Below are 16471 nucleotides of genomic sequence, written 5' to 3'. Positions count from 1 at the left end.
CCAAAGATAAACCTGCCGAATACGTACCCACCGCTCTGGTTGCATCCCAAATTATCAGCCAACGAAAATGTCTCGTCTGCACCAAACCAACCGGCAAACCCCACACCCGCTACTGCCCAGAACACACAGGTGCCTATTGGAAATGGCTCCAATGTATTGCACCGGGCTGTGAAGTCGTGGCAGAGCGCCGCATACCCGGCCAAACCATCTATCGTTGCCCCGCTCACTCCCAAGGGCAACTGCAAGATTCTCTGGAGACTATACAAGAAGATAATGCAGGAAGCGGGCGAATGGTAGTTAGAGAGCTGCTTGCACAACGCCGTCAAGCCCTGGCAAAAGAAAAAGCCAAAAAACAGCTCCCACCCCGCCCCCCTGGAAATGTAGGACATTATTATGCATAGCATCGCTGACCACGAAGAAGCCCGCCGCCTGCTCAAAGAAACCCTAGCAGCCTACCGACTCCTTGACCGCATGACCGTATCCTGCACCCGGCAGGACTACATTAGGCAGCTCAAGCACGCCCGACTCCTGGCTGCATCGCTAAAGTTCCAGCTCGACCGTGTAGACGCCCCGGCCCGCTACGCTTTAGGGGGCATACCCCACCACAAGACCCCCTACCCTCACAATAAAGGGGGTGCCGGTGGCTCAATACGGGGGTAGGCGGGCTATGCACCTGCTAGATACCATCAGGGCAATCTACGCAGAGAACCTCACCTGCTGGCTCTGCCAAGCTCCTATCATCGACCACCGCTATACACCAGGCTGCTGCTCCTTCGAGAAGCGTTTACATCGACTCTCTGTTGACCATGTTCTGCCTCGTTCGCTCGGTGGAAGCGATGATATCGCTAATCTTCGCCCAGCACACTTTAGCTGTAACTCGGCCCGGGGAAATCGCGTCATGCCGACGAAAAGAAAGGTTGAAGAAAATAATATTGAATTTTTTAAATAATCAATAGCCAGGAAGCCCCGCGGTGCATTTCCATTTTTCCCCACCCAAAAAAATTTTTACCCAAATTAGCTGAAACGAAAGAAAAAGAAATGAATATACAAGAAACACTGTTTAATTTCGACAAAGAACCCAGCTACGCTAAATCTTCACTGCGCCTAGCGGCAGAAGCACATATCCAAAAAATCAAAGACGAAGACCTGCTGACCGAAGAAACCTATCTTATCGCCCAGCTCACCCTTGACCTAGCCCAGGTCTGCGGCGTCGCCGTGGCTAAAGGCTCCGCCTCAGCTGTAGCCATGGCCTCTAAAGAACTCCGCGAAACCCTAGCTATGCTCCCTGATGTTTCAGGGGGTAATAGCGATTTCCGAGCAATGGCTGAAAAGTTTGGTATTGCCCTATGATTGACCCCGCTGCTATTGAGGCTCTAGCCCCGGATGACCGGAAACTATGGGAAGCGCTAGGGGATGCCAAGCCCCTCTATTCTTCCATGCCAACCCCCGGGGCGGCACATTCTCTTGAGGTTGGTCGGTTCGTAGCACAACTTTTGGGTACGCCCATGATGCCTTGGCAGGAGTGGTCACTAAGACTCAAATCAGAGCGCCGCCCCGGCGGTAAACGCTACCGCTTCCGCACTTACTTCGAAACCGTCCCGCGCCAATCTGGCAAAACCGTTGGCACCCGCATTGATGCTGTCACTAAAGCCCTGACCATACCGGGTAGGCGCATGTACTACACTGCTCAGACCGGTAAAGACGCCGCAGAGAGGTGGAACGAAATGGTTGAAGCTATCGAAAACTCACCCTTAGCTTCTAAAATTACTAAACGTGCTTCTATCGGTTCCCAACGAATTACTTTTTCTAACGGCTCCCGTTTATCACCGTTCCCTCCAACAGGTAAATCATTACATGGTTCAACACCACATGATGTTTACCTTGACGAAATTTTTGCTTTTGACGCAGTGCAAGGCTCAGAGCTAACCGGCGCGGTCAAACCTGCCCAGGTAACGCTAGAAGATAGACAATTGCTTTTGCTCTCAACCATGGGAAACGCTAAAAGCGATTTTATTAATCACTGGGTAGAGGTTGGCCGTGCTGCAACTGCTGACCCAGTCAGCGAAATTGGCTACCTAGAATTTGCTCTAGCACCTGGCCTGAACGCTTTTGACCCTGATAACTGGGATTTCCACCCCGCCCTAGGGCACCGGATTACCAAAGAAGATATAGCTGAAGCCTCAGAGGTTGTTTCTCGCGGTGAGTTTGAACGTGCTTATATGAATCGCAAGACCACAGCTGAGAACAGCTTTGTACCCTTAGAGACCTGGGATGCTTTAGCTGCTGACCTTACCCCGGTGTCCTTATCTGAGGTCACTGTTGCTTTTGACGTGGCTTTCGATGGTAGCCGGGCGGCTATGGTGGCTGCTTGGTATGGGGCAGAGGGGAAAATCTGTATCAAGGTGATAGCTTCTGCCCCTGGTGCCCAGTGGCTTCTTCAGATGTACGAGCAAGACATCAAGCCCGCCAAGCCACGAGCTGTTGGGGCAGACTCCATCGGTGAAACTAAGGCTATTGTGGACGCCCTACTCGTGAAGCACCCGGCAGCTTCCTTGACCGAGCTCAAGACCCGTGACTTTGCAACAGCTTGTATTAGTTTCAAGAACCGCATTATGGACGGCACTCTAGTACATGATGGTTCTCCTACCTTGCGAGAAGCTGCCGCCGCTGCTGAGATTCGCCCTCTGGGAGAGGGCTGGGCTTTTAGCCGGTCTAGGTCCCCTGAACCTATCTGTGAGCTCACCGCTGCCGCGGTGGCCGTAAGACTTTTAGAGACAAAGAAAAAAATTTCCAAGCCACAACTTTTTACCTATGAGCACTAGACATTATCTGATTGACTCCACTCGGTTCAGTGTTGTCGGCATCTGCCTACAACCTAGCTGTGACTACCGCATACTTTCAACGACCAAAGAAAAGGTCTGGGAAAATTTATACGTGCATGAACGTTCCTGCCACCCTGAGTTAAGAGCTGCGGTAGACGCTGTGGGAAAGCGCCGCCGAGGGGTAACCGCTTTGGGCTAGCGTAGGTGCCGGGCATGGTGGAGACATGGCAATCATGGAACTGTTCAAACCACGCAAAGGGGCTGTCGCCGCTGCAACCCACGGTGTACCTTTTGCCCCTTTACCGGTGCAAGCTCCCGCTATCGCCTCCCCTTTCTCCGACTCTTCTGTACTTGCTGGCATCCACGCCGAGCACCTACGTATAGCACGAGAAAATGCCCCTATTGACCGGGCTGCTGCCATGTCTCTAGCTCCGGTAGCTAAAGCCCGTAACATCATGGCAGGCACTATTGCCCGCTTCCCCCTTGCTATTCTGGCAGGTAATTCCCCGTATGCAGATGCCCCAGCTTGGGCTACCCAGATTGAACGCTACCGCCCCTCCTATCAGACGATGGTCTGGACAGTTGACGCCCTTATTTTCTACGGTAGGGCTTTCTGGCTCGTTACTGACCGATACGCTAGCGGCACCCCACGATATTTCCAATGGGTGCCGGAGTGGAAAGCGAGCGTTACCGACGAGGGGCTACTGACCGAAGCTTTTGGGAAAAAGGTAAACCCACAAGACTACATTCGCATTGACGCCCACCATGAAGGGTTCCTCTCGTTTGGCTCTCGGCTACTTCGCAAAAGCCTAGCTACCGAGCGGGCAGCCGAAAACGCAGCCGAGAACCCGGTTCCCTCCATCGAACTGCACCAGCTCGACGGCGATGACCTCACCACAGAAGAACGTCAAGCACTCATTCAAGAATGGCGCAATGCTAGAACATCTGCTGGTGGCGGTGTAGCTTTCACCAACGCTGCCCTAGAGGTAAGAACCCACGGTATCGCAGCTGAAAACCTGCTCATTGACGCACAGAACCAGGCAGCAGTAGCCGTTGCCCGAGCCCTGGGAGTCCCAGCTTGGGCAGTAGACGCTAACGTTACTGGAACCTCTCTAAGCTACTCGAACTCCCACACGCGAGCCCGTGAGCTTATTGACTTCGGTCTACGTCCCTATATGGACGCTATCACCGCCCGGTTGTCTATGGACGATGTGCTTGCACATGGGGTGTGGTGCAAGTTTGATACCCGTGAAATTATCCAGCCGCCTTTTAAAGAGCGCATGGAAGCCTACAAGGTCGCTATAGAAGCTGGCCTCTATACAGCAGAAGACTGTCGTGCTCTCGAAGAGGGCACCCCGCTAGAGAAGAAAGAAAACACCGATGGATAAGGTCGATATACACGCCGATGTAACAACCGGTATCAAGGCAGCCGCTAGTCTCAAAAAGCGCACTATTACCGGAACTATCATGGTCTTTGATGAAGACGGCCAAACCAGCGGTGGGGTACTTCGTTTTGCCCCTGGCTCCCTGGTTGTTCCTGCCGAGCATAAAAAAATTAAGCTCCTGATGTCTCACGATATGCAGCAGCCTGTAGGTTTCATGACCGACCTAGCCGTTTCACATACATCTGTTGTTGCCACCTTTGAAATACCTGAGACCGAAGAAGGCGATAAAGCACTAGCGGCCGTCAAGGCTGGCCTCTTTGACGGTCTCTCGGTTGGGGCGACTGTTGAAAGATTTGACCCGAACTTTGATTCGGGCACCGTCGCCCGGGTTATCCAGGCTTCTCTCTATGAGGTTTCGCTAGTGTCAACACCAGCCTTTCCTAATACCCGTGTCACTTCTGTAACTGCCCAAAAGAAAGATAATACTATGCCCACTGAACCCACTGCTGCCCAGGAAAAAGTAAACACCACAGCCGCCGCTGATGAAGCGACAGGAGCGGAGAAGTCCCCTGCCCCGGCAAAGGTTACCGCTGCCATCAACGGCAGTGCACCCCAGCCTGCTGCTTCTTCCCCCATGAGCATTACCGCCGCTGCTGACCGCATTATCCAAGGCGTCCTAGCCGGTGACCCCGCAGCTATGATTACCGCAGCCCTCACCGACGTTATCCCTGCCCATGATAAGGGTGAAGGCTTCCTCAAGCGCACCTACGTTGGTCAGCTCTGGAGTGCCTCAGAAGCCGCACGGCCTACCATTGACTCTTTCGGTGCACCGAAGAAGCTAACCGGCCTCAAGGCTTACGGCTGGCGCTGGGTAGCAGGCAAAACCCCTGTAGTGGGTAAGTATGGTAGCGATAAGAAAGACATTCCCTCCAATGCTCTTGCTACTGAACCGGCTGAGGGCGTCACCCAGGACTTTGCTGCCGGTTGGGATGTTGCCCGAAAGTACATTGACCTAGGAGATACCGGTTTCATCGAATCTATCTTCCAGCTGGCCACCGATGATTACCGCCGCAAGACCGAGGAATGGTTCACCGAACAGGTGCTAGCTGCTGCTACTGTCAAGGCCGATATTACTAAGGTTCTCCCGGCGCTCCAGAAACTCCCTATTGAGTTCGGTAAGCTCAATGCCCGTATCAGCACTATCCAGATGGGGCAGTCCGCTTATGAAGGCTTCCTCAATCTCAAAGATAATCAGGTTCCTTGGTGGCTTCAGCGTCAGGGAGAAGTTGACCTCTCAAACGCTCGCGGAGTGGCTTCCAACATCTCCTTTATGATGAACCCCAAACTAGCAGCTAACGACATCTTGGCCTACGACTCCCGCGCTGCCTCCTACTACGAAGAAGGTTCCTCCCCCATCCGCGCCCAGGTACTCGACTTGCCCCGTGGCGGCGTGGACGTCGGTGTCTTCGGCTACGCCGGGGCTCTTATCCATGACCCCCGCGTCATCATGAAGGCCACCACAACCGGGGCGGTCTAAACCCATGGCGCTTATTACCTGGGAAGACATGCGCCACCTGACCCAAAAGGACATTAAAGATACTCTGACCGGTCATAGTATCACCGGCCAAAGTATCTCTAAGTGGTTAGGCGCGTCTGCCACAGATGAGGAAATGGAAGTCATCGCATCCTCCGTCACCTCTTACGTCAATTCCCTACCCTCTATCGACCGCGATACAGAAGGTAACTGGGCAGCAACCACACTCTTAGGAGCAACCATGCTAGGAGCCAGACTATATAAGCGCCGTGCCTCCCCCAACGGTATCGAGTCTTTCGCTGAAATCGGTAACACCTATATCTCACGCTACGACTCCGACATAGCCCGGCTTCTACACATTGAAGCCTTTAGAAAACCTCTGGTGGCTTAGAGGCCATGATGAACCTATCAACTGCCCTAGCTGCCATCATTGACCAGCTCAAAGAGGCCGGGCTTCCTGCTTGCCGTCATATCCGGGAAGCTCATAAGCTACCGGTGCTACTGGTCTACCCGGATGAAATCACCTTTGACCGCCTTGACGGTCACAGCTACACCTACCAAGTCGAGCTAGCCCTTATAGCTGCTGATACCGGCTTTAAAGATGATTCACTGGATGCCCTTTCGGCCATGGTCGAAAAACTACGGCAGAACTTCGGCATCAAACATTTTAAAGCTGAAGCCCTGGGCATCCCTAACCTATCAGGTGACCCGTTACCAGCTCTTAGCGCAACAGCAACCTTTAACATCCCAGACAAGGAGTAACCCTATGGCAAAGGACGATATTCAGGTCGTCGAGGTCGGCACCGGCACCCTCGTTATCGGTAAAGCCACCACCGCACACGTCATGTCTCATCAGGTCACCAGCGTCAAGCTCGTACCCAAGACTGCAACCTCAGATGGTATCACGGTGCTTTCTGGTAAGCAGAAAGGCGGTTCCCGCAAAGAGACCTGGACACTCGAAGGCGAGTTCCTCTTCGATGCCGGTGCTAAGGAATCCACCAGCGACTTCCTCTTTGAAAACCGAGGTAAAGACCTAGAATTTGAGTTTGTACCCTCTACGGCCAACAAGAATAAATACACCGGCGTTCTGACCGTAGAATCAGCGGAAATCGGTGGCGACGTCGCAGAAGAGAACCTCAAGGTTGACTTCGAGTTCCCCCTGGTGGGCGTACCCACTAAATCTAAGCTGGCCTAAGAGACACCATGAAACCGGTCGTCCTGATAGAAAACGGCACCCTACTACGCCGGGCACTTCGCAGAGCCGAAGTAGACCTGAAAGATTTATCTGCTTCCAACCGTAAAGCCGCCCGCGTAGTAGCAGAAAGAGCCCGTTCTACCTCCCCGATAGGCGACGCCAAAAAGGGGCATATCAAAAACACCATTAGACCCGGCGGGACAACCCGCATGGGTGTTATCCGCGTAGGAAATACCTCCATGCCTTATGCCGGGGTTCTGCACTACGGCACCCCGGCTGGAAACACAACAGTTCGCGGTCACCGCGCCCCGAATCCTTGGGTCATTAAAGCAGCACACGATACCGAGCCGTCCTGGCTCAATATCTACTACAAAGAACTCAAAGAAATTATTGAAAGGATAGGCTAAGTTGGCTACCCGTTACACTACCCCCGAACTGACCATTCTCTACCTAGATGAGAAGGGTCAAGAAACTGAAATCACCGTCCAGTCAACCGCAGCAGACCACTATGTCTTTGATATGTTGCGTTCGAACAAGAAGACTATTCCCTCTATGCAGGACTCCCCGCAGACCTGGGCTTACATTCTCTCCTGGGCAGCGCTTAAGCGTACCGGGCATATTAGCACGCAGGACTTTGACAGCTGGATCCGTACCAGCCTTATCAATGTTGATTTTAATGAACCTGACCAGCAGGAGCCTAGTGAGTCTTTAGCCTAGCAGTCAGTAGCGTAGTTTCTCTCTCCGTAGCTACTGGCATTCCCTTTAGTGAGCTTATCGACCTGCCCACCCCTATCTTGAGAGAGTACTTCTACTGGGTAGAAAGAAAACATACCAATCCACGTAAGGAGTGAGCCTATGGCTGGCAAGTCAGCTATTATGAGCGTCAAAATCATCGCTGACGCTAAACGTGCCTCAGGTGAAGTAGGCAAGTTTGAACAAGCCATAGGCAAGCTCCAGGGGACAGTAGATAAAATGACCGTTCCTGCCGCTGTCGCTGGTGGCGCCCTCGTGGCATTCGGTAAACAGGCAGCTGACGCCGCAGCTGAAGCCGAACAGAACTTCGGGGCGGTCAACACTGTTTTTTCTACTGCTGCTGACAAAGTGCATCAGTGGGCTGTTTCGTCAGCTCAAGATGTGGGTATGTCTGCTAGCTCCTATGAGGCTCTGGCTGCTTCAATCGGTGGTTCTTTGCAGACTGCTGGGTATTCTGCCGATGAAATGGCCACAAAGACTAATGACCTTATCAATGCTGGTGCTGATTTGTCCTCGGTCTTTGGCGGAGATGCAGCAGAAGCCGCGTCGGCTATGGGTGCTGCCCTACGTGGGGAATTTGACCCGCTAGAACGCTTTGGTGTCTTTATGTCCATGAACGCGGTCAGTGCCCGCATGGCAGCTGAAGGCACAGCAGAGCTTGAAGGTGCAGCATTCGAGCAGGCCAAAAAACAGGCTATTGTCAATGAGATTATGGCTCAAGCTGCCACTTATCAAGGGAACTTCGCAAGGGAAGCTGACACGGCAGCCGGTGCCCAGCAAAGAGCTAGCGCCGAGTTCGAAAACGCTAAAGCTCAGCTGGGTGAGGCGCTACTGCCCTATATTGTTGAGGGTTCCCGTGCTCTAGCTGATATGGCCAGGTGGGTCTCTGAGAACTCTTCTACCGTCACCACCTGGGCAGCAGTTCTAGGGAGCGCAGTGGTCACAGTCTTTGGTATGAAAGCCGCACTAACAGCAATCACTACCACTGTAGGTATAGTGAACTTTTTTCGTGGCGCTACCGCTGCTGTGCAAGCCTACCGCGCTGGCCTGTCACTAGCTACCGCTGCCCAGGTAGCTCATGCTGGGGCAGCCGGTTCGGCTGGCGCTCGTGCTGCTATGTTCCTAGCTAGAATCCGGGAAGTAACAATAGCTCTAGCTGCTAAAACCGCTGCTCTGGCTCGTTCTGGTGTAGCGGCAGCAGCAGCCAGTGCGCGCTGGCTTATTGCTCGTGCAGCTGCTGTTGCTGTCCGTGTGGCGACAATCGCTTGGACAGCTGCCCAGCGGCTTTTGAACCTTGCTCTACGGGCGAACCCTATCGGCCTTATTATTACCGCTGTAGGTGCCCTGGTAGCTGCTTTTGTGTGGGCTTATAACAACGTTGACTGGTTCAGACAAGGCGTAGATAAGGCTATTGCTTGGGTCGCTACCGCTTGGAATCAGCTATCGCAGTTCTTCCTTGATACGGTCAATGCCTGGTCGCGATGGTTCGGCACATTCGGGAATAACGTTATCTCAGTTTTCCGCTCTATCGGTGACTGGGTAAACGGTGTAGCCCGGAACTTTCGAGATATGTTCTCTGGTGTCCGTATGCCTGCCTGGGCTTCTCGTTTCCTAGGTTCACATGGTGCTCTCGTCTCTTCCCCTATTTTTTATGAGACCGGACATCCTACCCTGCCCTTTACCGTTCATGCTGCATCGAATCCGCTTGAAGCTATCTTTGCACGTCCTGAGTCTTCTCAGACCATTATCAACAACAACTACACTGTGGAAAACAACTTCAATAACCTGGTGACCGACCCTCTGGCTGTTGCCCGTGAAGTTCAGTCCTTGCTTGACCGTCTTAACCAGCTCACGAAAGTAGCCTAGCCTCATGCCTAGCTCAGTATGGAACATTCCCGAGAATCAGCGCAGTAGCCTGGGGCAAGCAGCTATCAGAAAGTTCCGGCTCCTGGATTCTTCGATGGTTACTATCACTGTAGGAGCAAGTGTCTATGAAGATGATGAAATTATCTCTTATTCCACCAGCTATGGGAAAACCACCGGAAATGCAGGTTTTACCGTTCCCACGGCCACCATTGATTTAGCCGGGGAGCACCGTATCGCCTCGAATGAAACTGTTGAAATCAAGACAACCATCACTTACGCCGCTCTTGGGGATGCTATCCGGTTCCGTGGCATCGTAGGAGCCCAAATCATCACTCATAACGCGCATGGCCAACCGGTCACCCGGCTTATGTGCACTTCCATCTCAGTATGGCTAGCTAAATCAAAATTTCCTGCCCTGCTTGACCCCACCAAGACCATAGCCGACGGCCTTAACCGCCTACGCCTAGCCGTGCCAGCAGGCAACAGCATTAAACTCAGCGCTAATTTCAACGCCCAAGACCGCTTCTATATCCCTACGGGCTTGACCTTTATCAACCCCTCTGATGTGTGGGCTGCTCTGGCGCGTAATGCTGTCTCAGTAGATCACCATCGTAGCGGTGAGATTGTCTTTTCACCCGGTTATGCTCACCAGTCACACGCAAATAACCCCATGTGGGATAGACACATCAAAATTACCGCTGACCACGTAACAGACGGGGTGCAGGTAGAACAGCCTCAAGCCTTTATTGAATCAGGAGTAAGTGTTACCTACAGGACAGGTACGGGGGTAAAGACACATACAGAAAATATCTATCACCGGAATAATCCGCGCCCTGATATTCGAGAAGACATCGATATCTCAGAGGATATTGTCTACCATTCAGGCCAGTGGGTCTACCCTACCCGCATGCATATGGCTACCAAGACAGGCACCTTCTGGGCTGCTGCTTCGATTGAATTCGACCTTCTCTCTTTTGATGCAGCAGAAGAAAGGTTATTGAATCAGCTTCTTGCGTATAACGAGGGTGATTTTATGGTTCTTGATTCTTCTATCTCCCGGCAATTCGTGGGAAAGAAGTACATTCTGGGGTTCACTGAAACTTTGGCACATAATCGGTGGACTATGCGTTTTCATCTGATGGAACCGGTCATTGCCTATGGGGCACCCAACTAAGCAAGAAAGGGAATTTCTATGTATAAAAATGATCAAGGCGAGCCTGATGTCTCTCCCGATGATTTAGCACTGATAAGAGATACCTACGGTCTGACTCTGCCGACCGACGGTGAGCCTCTTGAGGATGGGGCGAGGATGATTCGGCTGCTGGGCTCTCGATTTGCTGAACTTATACAGATGGTAGAGGGAGCCTACGAGCAGATAGGCCAACAAGCCCAGCAGTTTTCTCAGATAGCTTCGAAGATGTATTATGCCGAGAAACATAGTCAGGATTACGCCTGGTCTGTTCATCCTCTGGGGCAAGAATCTGTACTTACTGCCTCTAGCTTTTTTCATATCCGCCGGGTCGGTGAGGTGGTTCATGTTCGCCTCAATATTGCTCTTAAAGCTGGCGCAAGCTTCGACACCGCCGTTCCTCTGGCGATTCTTGGTACGGGTTACCGCCCCTCACGCTCCTATGAGGTCTCGCGGTCTATTGCTGGTGCCCGGGACAGTGAGCCGGTAGATGCTGGCTTTATCCTCAACTGTAAAACCGGAACCTTGCACGTTTCTAATCCGGCTTCTGCCGCTTGGAGTGCCGGTGTTAGCGCTTATTTTTCCTATTACTGCCCCGATGGTAGTCAACCTACTCGTGGCAAGAGCCCTATCCCTATCAATTAGAAAGGAAGTTAACTATGACTACTCTCAAGACCGGAACTATTATCGATGAAACTACCTGGAACTCCCCTAACTTCACCCCGGCGGCGTCCGTCCCAGCTGTCTTCGGACGTCCCCGCACCACTAGCCGAATCACAATTCACCACTGGGGCAGTGACGGGCAAAGTTTCAACGGTGTAGCTGACTACCTGTGTCGTAAGGGCGGCACCAGCTCCGCGCATTTCGTCGTTGAAGCTGGCCGCGTGGCCTGTCTGGTGGAGCCTAAGCACGCGGCTTGGCACTCAGGCAGCGCCGAGGGCAACGCAACCTCAATCGGTATCGAGTGCCGCCCTGAAATGAGCGAGGGTGATATTACCGAGGTGGTGGCCCTGATTGAATGGCTAGAAGACATGTACGGCCCGCAGGAGATTTGGGTTCATCGGGAATGGTCAGCTACCGCTTGCCCTGGTCGATACGCCAATATGCGCGATGAAATCGTGAACCGCGTGAACTTGCTTCAGGGCACTAGCGGAGAGGCTCACGCTCCCGCGCCTGCCACTGTAGACCGGGTTGCCGCTATCCGGGCTGAGTTAGCAGAGATTCGCGAATCAGCTAATGCTATCGAGGGGCAGCTATGAGCACCCGCACCGTAGGGCCGGTGACGGTAGGCTCTGCCACCGGCGTAGCTGCTGGCACCTATGCAGCCATCTTGCTAGTGCAATTTTTTGCGCTCACCCGCTGGCTGGATGAGACTGGTGTGCAGGCGCTCTCTGGCCTGCTAGGTATCGCCGGGGGCATACTTGGTGGCTATCTTGCCCCCGGCCATGGCAACTTCCCCACCATTCCCCTATCGCCTGTAGGAGGTGAAGCCAATGGAAACTGAAGTTACCCTAGCGGAGGTCTACAGGGGTATGCAGCGTATCGAGAAAGACCTTGCCGAAATGCGGCGCGATAGCATCCACCGAGCAGAATTGGCCGCTCTTGAACGCAATGTTCAGGACTTACAGGATGCTCAGAAGTGGTTGCAGCGTACCGCTATCGGGGCGCTGGTTCTGGCTGTTCTTGACCCGATTTTTAGGGTTTTTACAGGGTAGGAAAGGCTTTTAACATGGCCTGAAACCTGTTAATATAAAATGCGTACCCGGTGGCCACCGGGTACGCATTATAAATGAATAGGAGGTGTTGGCATGTCACCGCAAGACGTGCTAACCCTAGTTCTCATTCTAGCTACCGTTGTAGCGATTGTGAAGCATATCGTAGATATTGTGGATACAGTCCGTAGCTGGGAAGAAGACGACTAGGAAACAAGGGGTGGGGGTAGCTCCCCCACCCCGCCCCCTATTCATTTATTCAACTGCCCTCAACCTTTAATTAAAGGTTGAGGGCAGTTTAGATTTAAGGCTCAGTTAAAGGTTTAAACCGGGAGCTGCAAAGCATGGATAGCGTCACGGCGCCGTTCCGACGTCACCCGCGTGTAAATTTGGGTAGTCGCTAGGGACTCATGCCTCATAAGTTCCTGGACGGTTCTAAGGTCAGCGCCATTTTCCAGTAGTGCTGTTCCGTACCAGTGGCGCAGCTGGTGGGCTGTGGCGTCCACCCCGGCCCGCTGCATGGCTCGGTTAATTGCCTGGCCGCAGCTTTTCGCGTTGATGGGTTCGTCCGGGCGTTCCCAGTGCGTAAACCAGTAGCCAATATCCGGCATCTCACGGGCTAGCTCGATAAGAACGGGGTGCAGCGGAATCACAGAGCGCTTATTGCCCTTGCCCACGACTGTGACCGTGGCCCGGTCTAAATCGAAGTCGTCCCCTCGTATTTTTGCTATCTCGTGGACTCGCAAGCCAGCTAGTGCAGCAAGAAGAATCATGGCCCTTGTAGTACGCCTGCTAGCTGTTGCTAGGACGCGGTGCAGCTGGACGTTTTCGACTGGCCGGGGTGCATATTTGGGACGCTTAGGTACGGGTGCGCCGTCCATGGGTGACTTTTCGATAAAGCCTTGGTCTGTGGCGAATTTGTAGAAGACGCGGAAGATGGTGGCGTAGGTGCTGCGGGTTGCAGGACTGACGTCACGGGCCATGAATCTCACGAGGTCTAGCTGGGTGACTTCGAGGGCTGGTTTTTCCGTCCATTGTTCTAGGGTGCGCATAAGTTCTGCGCGTGCCTTGATGGTTCTTTCTGCGAGGTTAGCAGCCTTCTGGTACTGGATCCATAGGCTTACGGCGGGCATGTCTTCATAAAGTGTTTCAAAATCATACTAAGTGATGATGTCTAGGCAGCTTGTAGGGCGCGTAGATGGTGACGCTTTATGACGGTTTGACGGCGCTTAAAGATAAGGGAGCGCGAAATCAACGTGGGCGTTAGAAGGAACTTCGATCATCTCAGCGTTCAGTAATCTACGACGATAGTTCCCTGCATATTGGGGAGATACTTTCATCCGTTGTGCAATGTCGTTGATGTTAGAAGGTCCATCGTCCTGGGCCATGGCTGCTAAAAATGTTCGGTCTACGTCTGAGAGGTCTGCGAGGGCAGGTTCATGGACTAACTGGCCTAGTTTTCTCAGTGCTTTTCCTATTCCCTCCTGGGCGTCTGCCTGTGTAATGAGTATGGAATTTTGACGGGTAGCAGCATGGAAGCTCCATTGTCCAACGAGCTGAATTTGGAAAGGGTAGCCGTTACATGCGGCAACTGCTTGCTGAAGAGCTTCAGTCTCCCATTTCATACCTGATTCAGTGACTGGTTGTTCTAGCCCTAGCCGGACGTCGTGGTCTTGTACTTTTCCGAGTTCTATGCGGTTGGCTCTACGGAGAAAAGTAATGGGGTTGGCTCCTTTTTCAGCTGCCAGGAGAGGTTTGATAGCTGAGGGAATACCTGCCATGAGCACTGCAATTTCGTGTTCTTCTCGTACCAGGTGTTGGACTGTGGCGCTGAAGTCTATTACTTCTTGCTTATTCAGGTGATGGAGTTCATCGATGCTGATGAGAACCCCTACTGGTTCTTGATTCAGGGCTCTGTCGAGTTCAGCTTGAGCTTGGAGTAAAGCAGTGAGGGCGTTGCGTAACGTGAGCTGCGGTTGGTGAGCTTCTGTACGTCCTAGCTCAATTCCAAAGCCTCCTAGTGTGAGTGCGGCGAGGTGCGTTTTGTGCTGTGTGATGAGTGTTTCTAGCGACCTGTAAACCTGGTCTCTTAGTCTGTTGACGAAGCCTTGGGTTGCTGTTTCTGAAAATATCCACCAGCTTTTGCTTTTGGCTAGGTCTTCTGCTGCGTTGAGGAAGGCCGTTTTTCCGATACCACGCGGGCCGGTTACTACGGTGATGCGTTCGTGGGTTCCTGGGCCGTTATCTAGGGCGAAGTCGATGGCTTCAATGGCATCAGCTCTTCCGACGAGAGCCGGTGGGGTTGCGCCGAGTGATGCTTTGAAGGGGTTGCGTGTGCGTATCATGCGTTTAGTCTACATATAACTAGGGCTGAGCTGTATATATGTCTTATGTAGTCTTATTTATTCCCTAGTCAACTGGGTATTTTTGGTGGGTGGGGTGGTGTTATCTAACGTCTGAGTTAATAAGCTAGTAGCCTGCTGGTGATTTTATTTTAACGACAGAAGCCTGCGTGTATACGCAGGCTTCTACGGTTGGTGCTCTGGGACTTATTGGACTGTAAGCCTCATCCCTAGCTATCAGAGTCCATTGTACTTCTTTTTCAGTAGATGGTGAGCTTGTCCATGTTCTCTATGTCTTGGGCTAATGCGTAAGTCACCTACCCTTTAGTCTCCAAGGGCCAAGTCTGTGTAGAAGCCAAGGGGACACCTGCAAAGGGTGGGCCTGGGTTGAAGCAGTATGGTCGCCACCGCGTCGATACCTGCACCACCGAAATCACTTTTCATGGAGGAATATCATGGCATCTCGCCCCAAGATTGATAACTTCGCTGTCACCGGCAACCTGGTGGCAGACCCCCGCGTCATTGAACGCGAGGACGGCTCATACCTGGTGGTTCTGGCTGTAGCTGAGAACCGCCGTACTTTCGATAACGACACCCAGCAGTGGGTCGAGGCAGACCCCGTTTACTACAACGTGGGCCTGGACTCACGTGACCGTTCCCTGGGGAATCTGCCCTCGAACGTCTCGGCCTCACTGCATAAGGGCGATATGGTCACGGTTCAGGGCAACTACCAGGCAAGCCCTTACCAGGACAAGAACGGAAACCTGGGTATCAACCACCGTATTTGGGCAACCGATGTGGCAGCTTCGATGAAGTTTGCTTCGGTTGAGGTTACACCTAATCCCAAGCCCTCTCGTGACTTCGCCGCTGACCTTGATATGGCTGCTGAGGCAGAGCGTAACTTTGCACCGGCTCAGAATCAGCAGCAGATTCCGGCCCTGACTCCTGAGTTCGGCAATACAGATTCCATGGGTAGCCCCGGCATGGGCATGTAACAACTGCGTTTAGCGGGGGAGGTGGCATCTTATCCGGTATCCGGGTGAGGTGCTGCCTCTTGAAGTTTTCGGAAGTACACCATGGGCGGTACCGGGCGTGAGCCGTCTTATATCTGTGAGGGTTAGGTTTCTTATAATGGCAGTAGAAAACAGCGGTTTTCACGAAGATAATCTTTTCGACCTTGAAAGTGTAGGGACAGATGATGTTCGACCTCAACGACGAGTGGCGCGACCCGCAGTTCGTGCAGGAGATGATGGAGCAGATCAAAATAGAGCAGGAGCGCAAGTGGGAGTCGGCTCCGGGGCGCTGGGCGAATCTAGAGTGGGAGTGGGGGGACTTGATCCGGATGCACGATTACTTCCTGCGCGAGCACGGGGATTTGCCGGCTCTTCCCCTGCTGAAGAATCTACCCGAATGGGAGGAGAGCCTGCTGATGAGGTACTGGCTGGAGCAGCTGGAGGACAACCCTCAGCAGACACCGAAGAACCCTTATACGCTCGAGGAGCTGAGCTCGCAGGAGCGGACGGAGCTGGAGGAGTTCTTGGAGCAGGGGCTGTTTCTGATTCGTCAGCTGGAGCTGGAGGAGGAAGACAAGGAGTTGCTAAGACTCCTGTAGCTGGAGAGCCAGTTGATTTTGAGCCAAGTGGCGAGGTTCTGGTCCCTTCTGGGGCTAAAGC

At 52.9% G+C, this 16471-nt stretch carries 22 protein-coding genes; 20 read left to right on the top strand and 2 right to left on the bottom strand.

Annotation, left to right across the window (positions count from 1 at the left end):
* The 18 genes from E4U03_RS13160 to E4U03_RS07770 form a co-directional block, all read left to right on the top strand.
* Positions 1-401: hypothetical protein (locus E4U03_RS13160; protein ID WP_209304142.1), on the top strand; the 401-nt coding region annotated here is incomplete at its 5' end.
* Positions 394-660, top strand: coding sequence for a hypothetical protein (locus E4U03_RS07850; protein ID WP_135013002.1), 267 nt, complete (start codon positions 394-396; stop codon positions 658-660). The genes E4U03_RS13160 and E4U03_RS07850, both read left to right, overlap by 8 nt.
* Positions 661-667: 7 nt before the next feature.
* Complete coding sequence (locus tag E4U03_RS13785; protein WP_135013001.1) at positions 668-949, top strand: HNH endonuclease; 282 nt, start codon at positions 668-670, stop codon at positions 947-949.
* Positions 950-1038: 89 nt separating this feature from the next.
* A complete protein-coding gene (locus tag E4U03_RS07840) occupies positions 1039-1350 on the top strand; it encodes a hypothetical protein (RefSeq protein ID WP_135013000.1) in 312 nt (103 codons plus the stop codon).
* Positions 1347-2822: a terminase large subunit gene (locus E4U03_RS07835; protein WP_135012999.1), complete on the top strand. Its 1476-nt coding sequence runs from the start codon at positions 1347-1349 to the stop codon at positions 2820-2822. Before E4U03_RS07840 ends, E4U03_RS07835 begins: the two co-directional genes overlap by 4 nt.
* 224 nt (positions 2823-3046) lie before the next feature.
* A complete protein-coding gene (locus tag E4U03_RS07830) occupies positions 3047-4210 on the top strand; it encodes a phage portal protein (RefSeq protein WP_135012998.1) in 1164 nt (387 codons plus the stop codon).
* Positions 4203-5744 (top strand): HK97 family phage prohead protease, encoded by a 1542-nt coding sequence (locus E4U03_RS07825; protein WP_135012997.1) that lies wholly within the window; start codon positions 4203-4205, stop codon positions 5742-5744. Before E4U03_RS07830 ends, E4U03_RS07825 begins: the two co-directional genes overlap by 8 nt.
* Positions 5745-5748: 4 nt before the next feature.
* Positions 5749-6132 carry a hypothetical protein gene (locus E4U03_RS07820; RefSeq protein ID WP_135012996.1) on the top strand — a complete coding sequence of 128 codons (384 nt, stop codon included), beginning with the start codon at positions 5749-5751 and terminating at the stop codon, positions 6130-6132.
* A 5-nt stretch (positions 6133-6137) separates the two neighbouring features.
* Positions 6138-6503, top strand: coding sequence for a hypothetical protein (locus E4U03_RS07815; RefSeq protein WP_135012995.1), 366 nt, complete (start codon positions 6138-6140; stop codon positions 6501-6503).
* 4 nt (positions 6504-6507) lie between these two features.
* Positions 6508-6936, top strand: coding sequence for a hypothetical protein (locus E4U03_RS07810; protein ID WP_135012994.1), 429 nt, complete (start codon positions 6508-6510; stop codon positions 6934-6936).
* A gap of 8 nt (positions 6937-6944) precedes the next feature.
* Entirely contained in the window at positions 6945-7343 is a 399-nt protein-coding gene (locus tag E4U03_RS07805) for a hypothetical protein (RefSeq protein WP_135012993.1), read from the top strand.
* 1 nt (position 7344) lies between these two features.
* Complete coding sequence (locus E4U03_RS07800; protein ID WP_135012992.1) at positions 7345-7653, top strand: hypothetical protein; 309 nt, start codon at positions 7345-7347, stop codon at positions 7651-7653.
* Between the two features lie 138 nt (positions 7654-7791).
* Positions 7792-9555, top strand: a complete 1764-nt coding sequence (locus E4U03_RS07795) for a hypothetical protein (RefSeq protein ID WP_135012991.1) — start codon at positions 7792-7794, stop codon at positions 9553-9555.
* 4 nt (positions 9556-9559) lie between these two features.
* Positions 9560-10729 carry a hypothetical protein gene (locus E4U03_RS07790; protein ID WP_135012990.1) on the top strand — a complete coding sequence of 390 codons (1170 nt, stop codon included), beginning with the start codon at positions 9560-9562 and terminating at the stop codon, positions 10727-10729.
* 18 nt (positions 10730-10747) lie between these two features.
* Positions 10748-11389, top strand: coding sequence for a hypothetical protein (locus E4U03_RS07785; RefSeq protein WP_135012989.1), 642 nt, complete (start codon positions 10748-10750; stop codon positions 11387-11389).
* 14 nt (positions 11390-11403) lie between these two features.
* A complete protein-coding gene (locus E4U03_RS07780; protein WP_135012988.1) occupies positions 11404-12003 on the top strand; it encodes a peptidoglycan recognition protein family protein in 600 nt (199 codons plus the stop codon).
* Positions 12000-12248 (top strand): hypothetical protein, encoded by a 249-nt coding sequence (locus tag E4U03_RS07775; RefSeq protein WP_135012987.1) that lies wholly within the window; start codon positions 12000-12002, stop codon positions 12246-12248. The genes E4U03_RS07780 and E4U03_RS07775 overlap by 4 nt, the downstream gene beginning before the upstream one ends.
* Positions 12238-12459, top strand: coding sequence for a hypothetical protein (locus E4U03_RS07770; protein WP_135012986.1), 222 nt, complete (start codon positions 12238-12240; stop codon positions 12457-12459). The genes E4U03_RS07775 and E4U03_RS07770 overlap by 11 nt, the downstream gene beginning before the upstream one ends.
* Positions 12460-12779: 320 nt before the next feature.
* On the opposite strand, the gene E4U03_RS07765 is transcribed toward E4U03_RS07770, so the two are convergent.
* Positions 12780-13589, bottom strand: a complete 810-nt coding sequence (locus tag E4U03_RS07765) for a tyrosine-type recombinase/integrase (RefSeq protein WP_135012985.1) — start codon at positions 13587-13589, stop codon at positions 12780-12782.
* 96 nt (positions 13590-13685) lie between these two features.
* Entirely contained in the window at positions 13686-14801 is a 1116-nt protein-coding gene (locus E4U03_RS07760) for an ATP-binding protein (protein ID WP_135012984.1), read from the bottom strand.
* A 452-nt stretch (positions 14802-15253) separates the two neighbouring features.
* On the opposite strand from E4U03_RS07760, the gene E4U03_RS07755 reads away from it, so the two are divergent.
* Together E4U03_RS07755 and E4U03_RS07750 are read left to right on the top strand one after the other, a co-directional pair.
* Positions 15254-15793 (top strand): single-stranded DNA-binding protein, encoded by a 540-nt coding sequence (locus E4U03_RS07755; protein WP_135012983.1) that lies wholly within the window; start codon positions 15254-15256, stop codon positions 15791-15793.
* A 200-nt stretch (positions 15794-15993) separates the two neighbouring features.
* Complete coding sequence (locus E4U03_RS07750; RefSeq protein WP_135012982.1) at positions 15994-16410, top strand: hypothetical protein; 417 nt, start codon at positions 15994-15996, stop codon at positions 16408-16410.
* The last annotated feature ends 61 nt before the right edge of the window (positions 16411-16471 follow it).

It is taken from the genome of Rothia nasimurium (assembly GCF_004569295.1).
Lineage (GTDB): Bacteria > Actinomycetota > Actinomycetes > Actinomycetales > Micrococcaceae > Rothia > Rothia nasimurium_B.
The sequence above is the reverse complement of the archived record's forward strand: the minus strand, read 5'-3'. Positions and strand labels throughout refer to the sequence as shown.

Coding starts and splice junctions, on each gene's coding strand:
- E4U03_RS07795 (WP_135012991.1), top strand. CDS start 7,792: ATGGCTGGCAAGTCAGCTATTATGAGCGTCAAAATCATCGCTGACGCT.
- E4U03_RS07810 (WP_135012994.1), top strand. CDS start 6,508: ATGGCAAAGGACGATATTCAGGTCGTCGAGGTCGGCACCGGCACCCTC.
- E4U03_RS13785 (WP_135013001.1), top strand. CDS start 668: ATGCACCTGCTAGATACCATCAGGGCAATCTACGCAGAGAACCTCACC.
- E4U03_RS07835 (WP_135012999.1), top strand. CDS start 1,347: ATGATTGACCCCGCTGCTATTGAGGCTCTAGCCCCGGATGACCGGAAA.
- E4U03_RS07790 (WP_135012990.1), top strand. CDS start 9,560: ATGCCTAGCTCAGTATGGAACATTCCCGAGAATCAGCGCAGTAGCCTG.
- E4U03_RS07850 (WP_135013002.1), top strand. CDS start 394: ATGCATAGCATCGCTGACCACGAAGAAGCCCGCCGCCTGCTCAAAGAA.
- E4U03_RS07765 (WP_135012985.1), bottom strand. CDS start 13,589: ATGCCCGCCGTAAGCCTATGGATCCAGTACCAGAAGGCTGCTAACCTC.
- E4U03_RS07780 (WP_135012988.1), top strand. CDS start 11,404: ATGACTACTCTCAAGACCGGAACTATTATCGATGAAACTACCTGGAAC.
- E4U03_RS07785 (WP_135012989.1), top strand. CDS start 10,748: ATGTATAAAAATGATCAAGGCGAGCCTGATGTCTCTCCCGATGATTTA.
- E4U03_RS07760 (WP_135012984.1), bottom strand. CDS start 14,801: ATGATACGCACACGCAACCCCTTCAAAGCATCACTCGGCGCAACCCCA.
- E4U03_RS07840 (WP_135013000.1), top strand. CDS start 1,039: ATGAATATACAAGAAACACTGTTTAATTTCGACAAAGAACCCAGCTAC.
- E4U03_RS07805 (WP_135012993.1), top strand. CDS start 6,945: ATGAAACCGGTCGTCCTGATAGAAAACGGCACCCTACTACGCCGGGCA.
- E4U03_RS07830 (WP_135012998.1), top strand. CDS start 3,047: ATGGCAATCATGGAACTGTTCAAACCACGCAAAGGGGCTGTCGCCGCT.
- E4U03_RS07775 (WP_135012987.1), top strand. CDS start 12,000: ATGAGCACCCGCACCGTAGGGCCGGTGACGGTAGGCTCTGCCACCGGC.
- E4U03_RS07820 (WP_135012996.1), top strand. CDS start 5,749: ATGGCGCTTATTACCTGGGAAGACATGCGCCACCTGACCCAAAAGGAC.
- E4U03_RS07825 (WP_135012997.1), top strand. CDS start 4,203: ATGGATAAGGTCGATATACACGCCGATGTAACAACCGGTATCAAGGCA.
- E4U03_RS07770 (WP_135012986.1), top strand. CDS start 12,238: ATGGAAACTGAAGTTACCCTAGCGGAGGTCTACAGGGGTATGCAGCGT.
- E4U03_RS07815 (WP_135012995.1), top strand. CDS start 6,138: ATGATGAACCTATCAACTGCCCTAGCTGCCATCATTGACCAGCTCAAA.
- E4U03_RS07750 (WP_135012982.1), top strand. CDS start 15,994: ATGATGTTCGACCTCAACGACGAGTGGCGCGACCCGCAGTTCGTGCAG.
- E4U03_RS07755 (WP_135012983.1), top strand. CDS start 15,254: ATGGCATCTCGCCCCAAGATTGATAACTTCGCTGTCACCGGCAACCTG.